16 protein-coding genes are annotated in these 13,408 nt (G+C 64.8%); 5 read left to right on the top strand and 11 right to left on the bottom strand.

Features of this window, described 5'->3' with window-relative positions:
* Nucleotides 1-37: 37 nt before the first annotated feature.
* The 6 genes from Q0C42_RS15980 to Q0C42_RS15955 all read right to left on the bottom strand — a co-directional run bounded on the left by Q0C42_RS15980 (nucleotide 38) and on the right by Q0C42_RS15955 (nucleotide 3,644).
* A complete protein-coding gene (locus tag Q0C42_RS15980) occupies nucleotides 38-829 on the bottom strand; it encodes a DUF1217 domain-containing protein (protein ID WP_295078060.1) in 792 nt (263 codons plus the stop codon).
* The gene (gene flbT / locus Q0C42_RS15975; protein WP_295078057.1) at nucleotides 826-1,230 is read right to left on the bottom strand and encodes a flagellar biosynthesis repressor FlbT; all 405 of its coding nucleotides are present in this window, start codon (nucleotides 1,228-1,230) and stop codon (nucleotides 826-828) included. The genes Q0C42_RS15980 and flbT overlap by 4 nt, the downstream gene beginning before the upstream one ends.
* Nucleotides 1,227-1,598, bottom strand: a complete 372-nt coding sequence (gene flaF, locus Q0C42_RS15970) for a flagellar biosynthesis regulator FlaF (RefSeq protein ID WP_295078054.1) — start codon at nucleotides 1,596-1,598, stop codon at nucleotides 1,227-1,229. The genes flbT and flaF overlap by 4 nt, the downstream gene beginning before the upstream one ends.
* A gap of 71 nt (nucleotides 1,599-1,669) precedes the next feature.
* The gene (locus Q0C42_RS15965) at nucleotides 1,670-2,878 is read right to left on the bottom strand and encodes a flagellin (protein ID WP_295078052.1); all 1,209 of its coding nucleotides are present in this window, start codon (nucleotides 2,876-2,878) and stop codon (nucleotides 1,670-1,672) included.
* 198 nt (nucleotides 2,879-3,076) lie between these two features.
* Nucleotides 3,077-3,385: a hypothetical protein gene (locus tag Q0C42_RS15960; RefSeq protein WP_295078049.1), complete on the bottom strand. Its 309-nt coding sequence runs from the start codon at nucleotides 3,383-3,385 to the stop codon at nucleotides 3,077-3,079.
* Entirely contained in the window at nucleotides 3,372-3,644 is a 273-nt protein-coding gene (locus tag Q0C42_RS15955; RefSeq protein WP_295078046.1) for a rod-binding protein, read from the bottom strand. Before Q0C42_RS15955 ends, Q0C42_RS15960 begins: the two co-directional genes overlap by 14 nt.
* Before the next feature lie 108 nt (nucleotides 3,645-3,752).
* Between Q0C42_RS15955 and Q0C42_RS15950 the strand changes: the two genes are divergently transcribed.
* Both Q0C42_RS15950 and Q0C42_RS15945 read left to right on the top strand, forming a co-directional pair.
* Nucleotides 3,753-5,534, top strand: a complete 1,782-nt coding sequence (locus tag Q0C42_RS15950) for a flagellar hook-length control protein FliK (RefSeq protein WP_295078043.1) — start codon at nucleotides 3,753-3,755, stop codon at nucleotides 5,532-5,534.
* A 7-nt stretch (nucleotides 5,535-5,541) separates the two neighbouring features.
* Nucleotides 5,542-6,201 (top strand): flagellar hook capping FlgD N-terminal domain-containing protein, encoded by a 660-nt coding sequence (locus Q0C42_RS15945; RefSeq protein ID WP_295078040.1) that lies wholly within the window; start codon nucleotides 5,542-5,544, stop codon nucleotides 6,199-6,201.
* Between the two features lie 63 nt (nucleotides 6,202-6,264).
* On the opposite strand, the gene ubiB is transcribed toward Q0C42_RS15945, so the two are convergent.
* Nucleotides 6,265-7,797, bottom strand: coding sequence for a 2-polyprenylphenol 6-hydroxylase (ubiB, locus tag Q0C42_RS15940; RefSeq protein WP_295078038.1), 1,533 nt, complete (start codon nucleotides 7,795-7,797; stop codon nucleotides 6,265-6,267).
* Nucleotides 7,794-8,540 (bottom strand): bifunctional demethylmenaquinone methyltransferase/2-methoxy-6-polyprenyl-1,4-benzoquinol methylase UbiE, encoded by a 747-nt coding sequence (ubiE, locus tag Q0C42_RS15935; RefSeq protein ID WP_295078035.1) that lies wholly within the window; start codon nucleotides 8,538-8,540, stop codon nucleotides 7,794-7,796. Before ubiE ends, ubiB begins: the two co-directional genes overlap by 4 nt.
* An 86-nt stretch (nucleotides 8,541-8,626) precedes the next feature.
* On the opposite strand from ubiE, the gene Q0C42_RS15930 reads away from it, so the two are divergent.
* The 3 genes from Q0C42_RS15930 to Q0C42_RS15920 are packed head-to-tail and all read left to right on the top strand — an operon-like array spanning nucleotide 8,627 to nucleotide 10,976.
* Nucleotides 8,627-9,286 carry a hypothetical protein gene (locus Q0C42_RS15930; protein WP_295078032.1) on the top strand — a complete coding sequence of 220 codons (660 nt, stop codon included), beginning with the start codon at nucleotides 8,627-8,629 and terminating at the stop codon, nucleotides 9,284-9,286.
* 3 nt (nucleotides 9,287-9,289) lie between these two features.
* Nucleotides 9,290-10,141: a bifunctional DNA-formamidopyrimidine glycosylase/DNA-(apurinic or apyrimidinic site) lyase gene (gene mutM, locus Q0C42_RS15925; RefSeq protein WP_295078029.1), complete on the top strand. Its 852-nt coding sequence runs from the start codon at nucleotides 9,290-9,292 to the stop codon at nucleotides 10,139-10,141.
* Between the two features lie 58 nt (nucleotides 10,142-10,199).
* Nucleotides 10,200-10,976, top strand: a complete 777-nt coding sequence (locus Q0C42_RS15920; protein WP_295078026.1) for an enoyl-CoA hydratase — start codon at nucleotides 10,200-10,202, stop codon at nucleotides 10,974-10,976.
* 6 nt (nucleotides 10,977-10,982) lie between these two features.
* On the opposite strand, the gene Q0C42_RS15915 is transcribed toward Q0C42_RS15920, so the two are convergent.
* The 3 genes from Q0C42_RS15915 to Q0C42_RS15905 form a co-directional block, all read right to left on the bottom strand.
* Complete coding sequence (locus tag Q0C42_RS15915) at nucleotides 10,983-11,348, bottom strand: VOC family protein (protein WP_295078023.1); 366 nt, start codon at nucleotides 11,346-11,348, stop codon at nucleotides 10,983-10,985.
* Between the two features lie 70 nt (nucleotides 11,349-11,418).
* Nucleotides 11,419-11,706, bottom strand: coding sequence for an HU family DNA-binding protein (locus tag Q0C42_RS15910; protein ID WP_295078020.1), 288 nt, complete (start codon nucleotides 11,704-11,706; stop codon nucleotides 11,419-11,421).
* 163 nt (nucleotides 11,707-11,869) lie between these two features.
* Nucleotides 11,870-13,342 carry an AMP nucleosidase gene (locus tag Q0C42_RS15905; RefSeq protein ID WP_295078017.1) on the bottom strand — a complete coding sequence of 491 codons (1,473 nt, stop codon included), beginning with the start codon at nucleotides 13,340-13,342 and terminating at the stop codon, nucleotides 11,870-11,872.
* Nucleotides 13,343-13,408 lie beyond the last annotated feature (66 nt).

Raw genomic sequence — 13,408 nt, 5'->3', positions numbered from 1 at the left:
AGTTTAACGCCTTGCCAGACCCGTGCGCCGCCGCTGCCTAGTGCCGCAACAGCATCAGCGCCGTTGCCGCCGGTGAATTGGCCGCCAGTTGCCCCTGCATCTCGGACTGAAGGATAAACCGCCGCGTCAGGGCTTCCAGCTTTGCGGGGTCCTTGAACTGGCCGATGTCGGGCGAGCCGAACGTGGCTTCGGTCCGCTTCTTCAGGACCGCGACCTGCTGGTCGAGGTCGATGGAGGCAAAGCTTCTCGGCAGGCCGAGGGCCGTCTGCATCACCTCGCGCAGCGGCGCGTTGCCAAGAACGGTAAACCATTTGGCGCCTTCACTGATCGTCCGCGAAGCGAGCGCCGGAAGCTCGCGTTCGGCATTCATCGCCAGGCGGTAGGTGTTGTTCTGCTGACCCACGGCCGTCTCGAAGGTCCGGGCGCGGAACTGTGCCAGGATCTCGTCCGGGAAGGTCGAGATCTTCGTCCGGGGAACCGAAAAATCGCCGTAGCCAAAGGCCGCGGCAAATTTCTGGTACTGCTTGTCCGCCAGCTTGTTGGCAAGGCTGCCTTCTTTCAAGGTGCCGCCCTCGAGCACCTTCTGGATGAAGGCCTTGCTGTTCACATCGCCCTCCAGCCCGAAGGCCGTGAGGGCGATGCGCAGAAGCCGTTTGTCGTTCACCAGCTTTTCGGCGGTGTCCGCCTTGGCGATCCTGTCGCGAAAATAGGCCTCGTCGCGTTTCTGGACCGGAAGCGCCTGCTGCACCGCCTGCTGACGTTCCATCGTGCGCTTGAGGAACCCCCAGCCGGTAAAGCCGGAAAGCGGCAGGACCGGCTGAAAGCTCATGCCCGCGCGGCGGCGAACAGCCGCTCCTCCCGGGGAAGCAGAGATCGCAAGGCCTTGAGCGCCTGATAGGGCTGCGCCTCCATCACCGCGCGGCTGGCGAGGGTCAGCTGCGTGCGGCTGTCATAGTCGGTCAGCACCTGGCTGAGTTGCTCGATCCCGCGCAGAAGCTGCATCTTGGCATCCTCCGGTTCGGCGTCGCCGGTCAGCACCAGCTGGGCGATGTAGCAAACGCGGCGGACGGGAGTGTTCACCTCTTCTGGATGGATGGCATCGCGCAGCCGCAGGATGTTGGCGTGGGGCGTCATGATCGCAAGGCGCGAACGTTTTTCGCCGTTCTCGATCACCGCGCCATTGATCAGCACCCGTTCATGCGGCCCAAGCTTCAGGACAAGGCCGCTCATTTGGCACCACCATCACCGCGCAGGCCGCGCATGACGGCCATGTTGATGTCGGCCAGAACCTCGACGCTGGCCTTGTCGTCCAGGACTGCGCGGCTGTGCTTGGCGGTAAACTCGTAAAGATAGAATAGCCGGGCGCGCAAGGCTGCGGGCAATCCGTTGCCGGGCAAGGCCACGTCGGAGGCCAGCGTGGACCAAAGGGTGACGTTGTCGGTCACCGCTCCGACCAGCGCGGGATAGTCCGCGTCGCGATGGGTCCAGGCGGTGCGCAGCCGCTGCGTGGTCTGCGCGAGCAGATCGTATTCGACCGAACGCAGGGACCGGGTCGGTGCCTCGGGCCGGGCGTAGCTGATGGCGGAATGGAAGGTCATGGGGTGTCCATCTGTTCGAAAGCGTTGGGGTGCGGTGGGCCGCGAGGGTCACCCCCCGCGGCCCGAAGTGCTTAACGGAACAGAGACAGGAGACCCTGCGGCTGCTGGTTGGCGATCGACAGCGCCTGGGTGGCCAGCTGCTGCTGAACCTGCAGCGCCTGCAGCCGGGCCGAGGCTTCCTCCATGTCGGTATCGACCATTGCGCCGATGCCGGTCTTGAGCGAGTCGGTCAGCTTGCCAACAAACTCGGACTGGATGTCGATCCGCTTTTGCGACGAACCGAAGCTAGACGCCGCGTTGATCGAGGTTTGCAGCAGGCCCTCGATGTCGGCCAGCGCCGCCGCCGGATCAGCCGTCACGTCGATCGTGCCCAGCGCAGCCAGCCCGCCTTCACCCCGCGTCGCCGTCACCGCCACCGCAGCTGCCGTGTTGGTGTTGTTGGTGACGCTCAGGACCCCACCGGCTGCCGACAAGGTGAAGTCGGACCCGTTGAGCCCGCCTTGGGTCAGCGCATTGCGCAGGCCTTCGGCAAGCTCGTCATTGGTATCGCCTTCCTTCACGACGTAGCGTCCGGTGGTGGAACCGACGGTCAGTTCGATGGCATCGCCTTCGATCAATGCGGTTGCGGTGGCCGGGTTTGCACCGAACGCATTCGATGCAAGGGCCCCAGCGCCACCCTGGAGGACAAAGGTCCCCACGGTGCTGGTGGCGTTCGGCGCACCCGTCGGGTTGGTCACAGCGCCAAGCGCGGTGCCTGTCAGCGCCGACCCCGCATCGGTCGACAGGTTCTGCGCCGTGACCTGGATGTTGGAGGAGGCGACACCGGTCGCACTGCGGTCGAGCGAAGACAGCACGTTGATCGACGTCTGCGACCCGTCAACCAGGTTGAGGCCGTTGAACTGCGCCGCGCCGACGACCGATTCGATCTGTTTGGTCAACTGCGTGATGTCAGTCTGCAGCTTGCTGCGGTCGACGTTTTCGGCCTGGGCGGCGACGATCTTGCCCTTCATTTCGGTCAGAAGCTTGGTCACGGACTCCGACGCGTTGCGCGCCACAGTGAGCGTGGCATTGCCGACGGAAAGGCTGTCGGAGATGCCCTTGAAGCCTTCGACATCCGATTCCATCACCTTGGAGATGGCCCAGACGGCGGCGTTGTCCTTCGCGCTGGCGATGGTCTTGCCGGTCGAGATGTCCGCCTGGGTCTTGTTCAGGTTGGCGCTGATGCCCTTCATGGTCTGCAGGGCAACCATCGCGCTGGTATTGGTCAGGATCGACGACATGTATTCAGTCCTTCACACGGGGCCGCAGGTTTCACGGCCGGAAAGCCACCGGAGGCGGCAGTTTAGGCGTTCTGTCCGTGCTTGCCGGGCTGGCCGGAAAGCGCCGCCCCGTCATGAGGCGCAAGACCAGTGAAGGGCCAAAGCAGCTAACCAATTCCTAAACGCCGCCGGGCAAATGCAGGGCATTTGACTTAAAGGTCAGACCCTTCTGGCCGGGCTCAGGCCCTGCGGCGCAATGTCTGCCTTCAACCCGCGCGAGTCGTAGGTGGTCAGCATGGGCCCGCGCTTGATCTCGGCCAGGCGCAGGCGGGCGGCCTTCACGCCCCGGGTCGCGGCTTCCAGGAGGCGGGCATTCCGCTGTGCCTTCGCTTGCAGACGCTGGGCCGTCGCAAGGTCCTGCGGGAAGCCTGCCGATTCGATCCGGGGGGTAAGACCCGCCAGACCCGATAGGTCTCCGGCAAGAAGGGCCTCGGCCGCCTGGTCGAGAAGTTCTTCAAGGGCTGACATTCTCGGCCTCCACCATCGAGTTGAAGATGAGTTCCGCCAGGCCCATGCCACCTTTCTCGACCATCAGCCGCGCCTGCTCCTGCCGCAGGAGCGAGGCGAATTGCGCCTCACCGGGGCCGCCTGTGAAGGTGCCCTGCATTTCACCCAACCCGGTGTGGGCCAGCATTTCCGCCAGGAAGGTGGCTTCAAGCTCCTCCGCCTTGGCCATGAGCTGGTCGTGGCGCGACGGGGGGGGCAGAGTGATCGGTGCAATGTCCATGCGGCCCTCTGGATCGGTCGGATTTTCACCAACGATCCACGATGGGGGTAAAGAATGGGTAACCTCTTGGCGGGATAACGGGGCAGTTGCGGCAGAAGTCGTGGAACCATGCAGACTGTGCTTGTCCTTTCTCCCTACCTGACCTCCGCGCCCGACGTCGTGGAGAATGTCCCCCCGGTGACGGACGGGGCGTTCCTTTCCGCGTTCGAACCGGAGCCTTCCGATGCGGCTCCAGAGGCGACCCCGGTCATGCTGGCGGTTTCGGTGGCACAGATGCTGCCATTGCCCGTCGACGCGACCGACGATGGGGTCACGCCGACCGGCGAGAGTATGGCGGATACGTTGGAAGGGCCTGCCGCGCCGCTGGAAGGGGCCGCCGTTCGGGCCGAAACCCGGAATGATGGCATCTCGCGTCCGCCAAGTGACAGCGTGGCGCAGGTGGCTCGGGCTGTGGAGATGACGCCCGACTCGGGGATCACCGCGCCTCGCAGGATGGCTGCGGATCTGGACGCTGCGCCCGACGCGAAGGAACTGTCCGTCGCCATTCGGTCGGGCCTGGACGCCACAGCCACTCCGCCAGTGGCGAAAGAATCGGGGGCGGGTTCTTCCTTCCGGTCGACGAACGCCGACACGGCTTTGACGGTAGCACGGACGGGGGGGAAGGATTCGGAAGGGTTGCCATCCATTCCCGCGAACCGCGCTCCGGGGGTGGAGGGTGCAACATCGGAGGACCACCCACAGCAGACTCGGGCGGCGGGTCACCGGGTTCCGGTGCAAGACCTGTTGCCGTCGGCAGCCTTGCCCGTGGTGGCAGTGGATCGACCGGAACTGGCACCTGCACTGGCGGATTCGACGGGCAAGGCGACGCCCATACAGGCGCCTGTGGAGACGCCCGCGACAATCCGGGACAGCATCGCGACCACGGTGAACGCCGCCCGCGACAGCACGGATTCTCCGGGAACCGATACCGCCACGGAAGCGCAGCCTTCGACTGCTGCCGCACCTGACAAGCCTGAGTCCGCCGATCAGGTGCGGCCCCTACCACTTCAGGCCGGGTTCTGGGAGCGGATATTCACCTCCCTTCCCTTGCCCCTGTCGGCAAACGACGCGCTAACACGTGCTGTCGCGCGGGAATTGCCCACGGGCGCGACCGCGCCGACGGCAGTGGCCACGTCAATCGGTGGCGCGGGTGTGATCCCGCCGCAGGAAGACGGCAAGGCGGTAGAAGGGCGCCGCCTGGAGACCGCGGTCGCAGACGGGCCGACAGCACCCAGTCGCCGGGCCGACGCTCCAGGATTCCCAACTGCTGCACCACGTGCCGCTCCTTCCGTGGTGCTTTGGGCGGATGCATCGCCCCTGGTTGCGGCGGGACGCGATCATGATGCGGCGCGCGCAGAGGAGGCGCTGCAGCCCCTTTTCGCACCTGGCGCGACAGCGGCGACGGGACCCTCGACGCAGGCAGCGCCACACGCGGTGCACGCCAGCCCGGCTTTGCCGGTTGCGGCACAGATCGTGGCGGCCCTGTCTCGCGGCGCGGACGGGGCGACGGAACTTGCGCTTTCACCGGATGAACTGGGGACTGTCCGACTGCGGCTTGAACCCGACGCGGCCAACCCCGACCGTATGGTGGTGATGATCACCTTTGAGCGGCCCGAGACGTTGGACCTCTTCCGCCGCCACGCCGGCGAACTGGCGGATGCCCTGCGCGACGCGGGCTATTCCGCAGCCGACATCGGCTTTGGACAGGATCAGTCCGGTTCAGGTGGCTCGGAGGGGTCCGCCGCCCGCTTTGCCGGCAGGGCCACGGGGCAAGACCAGCCTGAGCACGACCACCCGCATTCCTCCGCCCCGCGCCTTACCGCCGGGGCTTCCTTAGACCTTAGATTGTGAGGCCAGAATGGACGTCACCTCTGTGACCACCGCCCCGACCACGACCCCTGCAACGGCGGCACCTTCGAAGATCAGTTCCGATTTCGACACGTTCCTGCGGATGCTGACGGTGCAGATGCAGAACCAGGACCCCCTGAAGCCCCTCGATTCTGCGGACTACGCAGTCCAGCTTGCGACCTTTTCCGGTGTGGAGCAGCAGGTCCGGACCAACCAGCTTCTGGGCGAGATGCAGGGCAAGTTCCAGCAGCTTGGCATGTCAGAAATGGCCAGCTGGATCGGCAAGGAAGCGCGCTCCGCGGCTCCGGTCCGCTATGATGGCATGCCGGTGACCCTGTCGCCCAACCCCGCTGTCGGCGCGGACCGGACGGTGCTGGTGGTAAAGGACGCCCAGGGAACCCTCGTCTCGCGCGAGGAGATTCCGGTCAGCACGCGGCCATATCAGTGGCTGGGCGCGGGCATCGACGGCACGCCCTTGCCGCCGGGCAACTATTCCATCGCGCTGGAAAGCCTGAACGGCGACCGGGTGATCTCGACCACCCCGGTGGAGCATTACGCGAGGGTGATCGAGGCGAAGGGGGGTGGCACCGGCGGGACAAGGCTGGTGCTTGAAGGCGGCATCGAAGTGCTTGCCACCGACGTCACCGCCTTGCGCGAACCGCAGTCGTAAGACCCAAGAATTTTCGAAAACTCTTGGAAATTCCTTTGCAGGAATGTCGACCTCGCCCTGCGGTCAGAAGAAACGGTCGAACGAAATCCCCGCCACGAAAGCCAGTCCGACCGCCATGATCCAAAGCAGCGGCACCACAGATCGCCGCGGCCGGACGACCACCGTGGTCGGGTTCCCCGAACGGATCAGCTGCGCCTCGACCAGGGCCGGAAGCCTTGGCCCGAAGCGCGCCAGGACGCGGGCGGTCTTCAGCAGGTCGCGCACCACGGCCTTCGGCCCGATGTTCTCGCGAATGTAGCGTTCGACGATGGGGCTGGCGACCTGCCAGATGTTGATGTGCGGGTCCAGGCTGCGCGCCACGCCTTCGACGACGACCATCGTGCGTTGCAACAGGATCAGCTCGGTCCGCGTCTCCATCCCGAAGCGTTCGGTGACCTCGAAAAGATAGGCCAGCAGCCGCGCCATCGAGATGCGGCTGGCGTCCATGCCGAAGATCGGCTCGCCCACCGCACGCAGCGCACGGGCAAATTCGTCGATGTCGCGGTCGGGGGGGACGTAACCGGCCTCGAAATGCACCTCGGCGACGCGGCGGTAATCCTTGCGGATGAAGCCGATCAGGATCTCGGCATAGACCCGGCGGGTGTACTCGTCGATCCGGCCCATGATCCCGAAGTCATAGGCGATGATGTCGCCGTTGGCCGCGATCTTCAGGTTACCCTGGTGCATGTCGGCGTGGAAGAACCCGTCCCGCAGGGCGTGGTTCAGGAACAGCTGCAACACGCGCGCACCCAGGACCGTGCGGTCGTGGCCCGCCGCGTCAATGGCGGCGTTGTCGTTCAGCCCGATGCCTTCCGCCCAGCCCAGCGTCATCACGTTGCGGCTGGACAGGAACCAGTGCGGCTTTGGAACCTGGAAGCCCTCGTCCTTTTCGGTGTTCGCGGCGAACTCGGCGGCCGAAGAGCTTTCCAGCCGCAGGTCCAATTCGCCCATCACCACGCCTTCGAAATGGGTGATGACCTCCACTGGGCGCAGGCGGCGCGAGAACGGCGCGAGGCGTTCGATCCAGCGGGCGGCAAGGTAGAAGGCGTCGATGTCCTTGCGGAACGCGCGTTCGATGCCGGGGCGCAGGACCTTGACCGCAACCTCCTCACCCGTATCCGCCAGCCGCGCCCGGTGGACCTGGGCGATGGAGGCGGCGGCGACGGGCTCCGAGAACTCCGAGAAAATGGTCGAAACCGGAAGCTCCAGCTCGGCCTCGATCATCTTCTTGGCAATGGCGCTGGGGAAGGGCGGCAGCTTGTCCTGCAGGTACTTCAACTGCAGCGCCAGTTCCTCGCCCACCACGTCCGGGCGGGTGGACAGGACCTGGCCGAACTTGATGTAGGCCGGGCCAAGGGCGGTCAGCGCGCGGGTGGCGGGCGGCAGCTCGGGGTCACCCTTCAGACCCAGCCACTTGAAGGGCCAGCCCAGCATCCTGGCGGCAAAGCGCAGGCGGGGGGGCGCGCGGAAGGCTTCCAGCACCACGTCCATGGCGCCGGTCCGCTCCAGCGTGGCGCCAGTGCGGATCAGGCGGATGATGTTGTGCGGACCCTTCACAGCTTCCAGCCGGAATGAAGTGCTGCGATGCCAAGCGAGAGGTTGCGGTATTTGACCATCCCGAACCCGGCGGTGCGGATCATCGCGGCGAAAGTCTCCTGATCCGGGAACTTTCGGATGGATTCGACGAGGTACTGATAGGATGGACGGTCCCCGGCGATGATCTGGCCCATCACCGGGATGACATTGTAGGAATACAGGTCATAGGCTTTTTGCAGCAGGTCGTTGGGGATCTGGCTGAACTCCAGCACCATGAGCCGCCCGCCGGGTTTCAGCACGCGGTAGGCCTCGGACAGGGCGTCGGGGATGCGGGTGACGTTCCGGATGCCGAAGGAAATCGTGTAGACGTCGAAGCTGTTGTCGGGAAACGGCAGCGCCATTGCGTCGCCGACGACCCAGTCCAGGTGGTCATGTAGCCGCTCGGCCTCGGCCCGCTTGCGGCCCTCGACCAGCATGGATTCGGTCATGTCGCAGACCACGGCGGTGGCACTGGGCGCACGACCCAGGAAGCGGAACGCCACGTCGCCGGTCCCGCCTGCCACGTCCAGAAGGCGCTGGCCCGGCCGCGGGGCCAGCCAGTCCATCATCGCATCCTTCCACAGCCGGTGGATGCCGACGGACATCACGTCGTTCATGATGTCGTATTTCGAGGCGACCCGGGTGAAGACCTCATGCACCATCCCGGCCTTCTCGGACTCGGGGACCAGCTTCTCGCCGAAATTGACTTGGGGTTCTTCGATCATGGGTCCGCCCGATTGGTGCCACACAGGAGTTATACCGAAGCCGCGATAAGGAAAACCTGCAACTGTGCCGCAGGGAAAGGCAAAGCATGTCACAGAGTCTGGAACTGGTTCTGCGCTATGTCCCGGTCGTGCTGGGATTGGTCATCGTTCTGGGGCCGATTGCCTGGTTTCACTGGCGCACGGCCTTTCGCCGCTATCGGTTGATCCAGAAGCATCGGACCGAAGGCTCCATCGGCCCGGCGGGTTTCCTGCAAGGGGCGGACCTGCCGAAACAATATGACGCCCTGGCCCGGCTGGGCACAAAGGGCGATGCGCCCCGCACGCTGGACGACCGCATCCTGCGCCCCTCGCCCGGCGTGCGCCTGCTGGTGGCGGGGATTGCGCTGGCGATCACCGGCTTCCTCTTTCTGCCCGGCTTTGGCTCGGAGGGCTTTGACGCCGCGCTCCGCGAATTGCCGGTCCCGCCCATCGTGCCGCAACTGCTGCTGTTCTTGGCCGCGCTGAACGGGGTCTTCTACATCTTCGGGTTTGAGGCCCGCTATAACCGTGACATCCTTGTCACCACGCGGATGTTCTTAAGCCGCCGAGAGTACCGCTGGAAAAACCTGGAGTGGATCGGCGACGATGGGGCCTATGATCTGGTCCTGCGTTTCACGCCGGGCGGCAAGGCCAAGGTGCTGAAACACTGCCGGGGCATTGAAGAGTTCAAGCTTTTCGCGCAGGAACAGGTGCGCAAAGCCAGGTAGATCATGCCCGAACTTCCCGAAGTCGAAACTGTCCGCAGAGGGCTCCTTCCCGTCATGGAAGGTGCCGTGATCGCGCAGGCCGAGGTCAACCGTCCCGATCTGCGCTGGCCATTGCCCGAACGGATGGCCGACCGGCTGACCGGCAAACGCGTCACGGCGCTGCGGCGGCGGTCGAAGTATATCCTGGCCGACCTCGACAGCGGCGAGACGCTGCTGGTGCATCTGGGCATGTCGGGACGAATGCTGATCTCGGGCACGCAGCTTGGGACGTTCTACCACGATCACCCCGCGCCGCAGAAACATGACCACGTGGTGCTGCACATGGACGGCGGCGCACGGATCACCTTCAACGACGCCCGCCGCTTTGGCGCGATGGACCTGATGCCCACCGACCGCGCCCAGGACCACATGCTGCTGAAGGACCTTGGACCCGAGCCTTTCGGCAACGATTTCAACGAACCCTATCTTGCCGCCCGTCTGAAGGGCCGCAAGACCCCGATCAAGGCCGCCCTTCTGGACCAGCGCATCGTGGCGGGCCTTGGCAACATCTATGTCGCGGAAACCCTGTTCCGCGCCCGGATCAGCCCACTGCGGCTGGCCGGGGACCTGTCGGAAACCGAAGCGAACGGTCTGGTCCCGATCATCCGCGAGGTGCTTGCGGAAGCCATCGAGGCGGGCGGGTCCTCGTTGCGCGACTTCCGGCAGGCCAACGGCGAGCTGGGCTACTTTTCCAAGCATTTCCAGGTGTATGACCGTGAGGGCGACCCCTGCGAGACCCCGGCCTGCACAGGGACGATCACCCGCACGGTGCAGTCCGGCCGGTCGTCCTTCTGGTGCCCCTCCTGCCAGAGGTGACTTGCCAACGCGCCGATTGGTGCTAGGAGTCACCCCGACTGCCATGAAGGAGGCCGACATGGCCTATGAAACGCTGATCGTCGAGATCGAAGACTATGTCTCGCTGATCCGGCTCAACCGCCCCGACGCCATGAACGCCCTGAACTCGACGCTGATGCGCGAGCTTGCGGCGGCCGTGACGGCGGCCGAGGCGAATGAACGGGTGCGCTGCATCGTCATCACCGGGTCGGAAAAAGCCTTTGCGGCCGGCGCCGACGTGAAGGAGATGGCCGAGAAAAGCTTTATCGACGTCTATTTCGACGACCTCTTCGGCCCCGAGGCTCAGATCATCGCCCGCGCGCGCAAGCCGATCATTGCGGCGGTGAGCGGATATTGCCTGGGCGGCGGCTGCGAACTGGCCATGCTGTGCGATTTCATCATCGCGGCCGACAGCGCCAAGTTCGGCCAGCCCGAGATCAACCTGGGCATCGTCGCCGGAATGGGTGGCACGCAACGCCTGACCCGCGCCGTGGGCAAGTCGAAGTCGATGGACATGCACCTAACCGGCCGCTTCATGGACGCCGCCGAGGCGGAACGCTGCGGCCTTGTCAGCCGCGTGGTCCCCGCGAAGGCTCTGATGGAAGAGGCGATGAAGGCCGCGCAGAAGATCGTCGAGAAATCGGCTGTCACCACCCGCGTCGTCAAGGAATGCGTCAACCGCGCACAGGAAACCTCGCTCGCCGAGGGGTTGCTTTTCGAACGCCGGATGTTCCACGCGATGTTCTCGACCGAGGACCAGAAGGAAGGCATGGCCGCCTTCCTGGAAAAGCGCCAGCCGCAGTTCCGCGACCGCTAAGCCGCTTCAGGTCCCTGACGGCGGCTGCCAAAGCTCGATCGGCGTCCCTTCGGGATCGTGGATGCGGGCGAATATGCCGTAGCTGCCGTCGCCGTCCCACTCCGCCCGCGTCTCAACCGCGATCCCTGCGGCCTTAAGTTGCGCCATAAGGCCGGCCAGATCATCGACCCGCAGGTTCAGCATCCACTCCTTGTCGGCCGCGAAATAGTCCGTCGTCGCCTTGAACGGGGAAAAGACCGTCGGCCCGGCCTCTTGCATCCAGACCGCCAGATCGGGCTGGGTGATGCCAAGATGGGTCTGGTACCAGGCGTTCAACGCCTCGGGGTCGCGCGCCCGGAAGAAGATGCCGCCGATGCCGGTGACCTTGGCCATGCGTGCCTCCACAAAGCAAAAGGGTCGCCCCTTGGACGACCCTCTCACACATAACGACAGGCGAGAAGCCTTAGCCGTTGACTACATCCTTCAGCGCCTTGGCGATGGCGAACTTGACCTGCTTGTCGGCGGCCTTAGTCATCGTCTCGCCCGTGGCCGGGTTGCGGACCTGACGCTCGGGGCGGGCCTTGCAGGCCACCTTGCCGAGGCCCGGCAGGGTCACGGTGCCGCCAGCAGCGACTTCGCGGGACACGACCGCAGCAATTGCATCCAGAGCCGCATTCGCGGTCTTCTTGTCGCCGCCCATTTCTTCGGCGAGGGCAGCCACCAGCTGGGTCTTGGTCATCGGTTTGGACATTGGATCATCCTTCGTTGTTATTCGTTTCGTGTCATATGCACGTATCCACCCGCAAATGGCGGGCGTCCCCCCATTCCGGGGTCCCGGCCCAGACACACGGTTTAAAGCCCAAAATCAACCCAAAAAACCGCGGCCAATTGCAGACGGACGGCTTTTTTGGCTCTCAAAGGAAGGCTGTTTCCTCGAAAGACCGCAGTTTCCGGCTGTGCAACCGTTCGATAGGCGTTTCGCGCAGACGTTCCATCGCCCGGATGCCGATCTGCAAATGGCGGCTGACCTGGGTCTTGTAGAAATCGGATGCCATGCCGGGCAGCTTCAGCTCGCCGTGCAGAGGCTTGTCGCTGACGCACAGAAGCGTGCCGTAGGGCACACGGAACCGGAACCCGTTGGCGGCGATGGTGGCCGATTCCATGTCCAGCGCCACGGCGCGCGATTGCGACAGGCGGCGGACCGGGCCGGACTGGTCGCGCAGCTCCCAGTTGCGGTTGTCGATGGTCGCGACAGTGCCGGTCCGCATGATGCGCTTCAGCTCATAGCCTTCCAGCTGAGTGACTTCGGCCACGGCCTTTTCCAGCGCGATCTGGATTTCCGCCAGCGCCGGGATCGGGACCCAGACCGGCAGGTCGTCGTCCAGCACGTGATCTTCGCGCAGGTAGGCGTGGGCCAGGACGAAATCGCCCAGCGACTGGCTGTTGCGCAGGCCCGCGCAGTGACCGACCATCAGCCAGGCATGGGGCCGCAGGACGGCGATGTGGTCGGTGGCGGTCTTGGCGTTGGACGGACCGACGCCGATGTTGACCAAGGTGATCCCGTTCCCGTCCGCCCGTTTCAGGTGATAGGTCGGCATCTGCGGCATCTTGGTGACCGGGTGGATCACCCCGTCGGCCGTCTCGATCACCTGGTTCCCGGTCGCGACGAAGGCGGTATAGCCCGTAGACCTGTCGGCCAGGGCAGCGCGGGCGTAGGCCTCGAACTCGTCAACGTAGAACTGGTAGTTGGTGAACAGGACGTGGTTCTGGAAATGCGTCGGATCGGTCGCGGTGTAATGCGACAGGCGCGCAAGGCTGTAGTCCACCCTTTGCGCGGTAAAGGGCGCCAGCGGCACCGAGCCGTCGTCGTAGCGGGTCATCACCCCGTTGACGATGTCGTCGTTCGTCGTGACCAGGTCCGGCACGTCGAACACGTCCCGAAGCGAGAAGTCCATCACACCTTCCTGCGGAATGGCGACAGCGCTGCCAGAGACGGCGAAGTGGACGGGCATCGGCGTTTCCGACAGGCCCACATCCACGGACACCCCGTGATTGCGGATCAGAAGCTCGATCTGCTGGATCAGGTAGTTGCGAAAGAGGTCGGGGCGCGTGACCGTCGTGGCATAGGTCCCGGGGCTGGAGACATGGCCAAAGGCCAGGCGCGTGTCGACCTTGTCGAAGCTGCTGACCGTCAGGCGGATTTCGGGGTAGTAGGCGCGAATTCGGCGGCCGGGATGGCCCTTGGACACGGTCCGCAGGAACTGGTCGGACAGGAACTGGGTTGCCTGGGAATACAGCGCCTCCAGCCGGTCGACGGCTGCGGCGGCACTGGTAAAGCTTTCATGCGCCGGGGCTTCTGGGGAAAGGATGGTATGGGCGTCGTCCATTGCGGGTCCTGCAAATTGATCCGGCATATAAGCCGAAACCGGGTCGGGTCCGCAAGTGAAGCCATC

This window comes from Tabrizicola sp. (assembly GCF_022842145.1).
In the GTDB taxonomy this organism is placed as follows: Bacteria; Pseudomonadota; Alphaproteobacteria; order Rhodobacterales; family Rhodobacteraceae; genus Tabrizicola.
The sequence above is the reverse complement of the archived record's forward strand: the minus strand, read 5'-3'. Positions and strand labels throughout refer to the sequence as shown.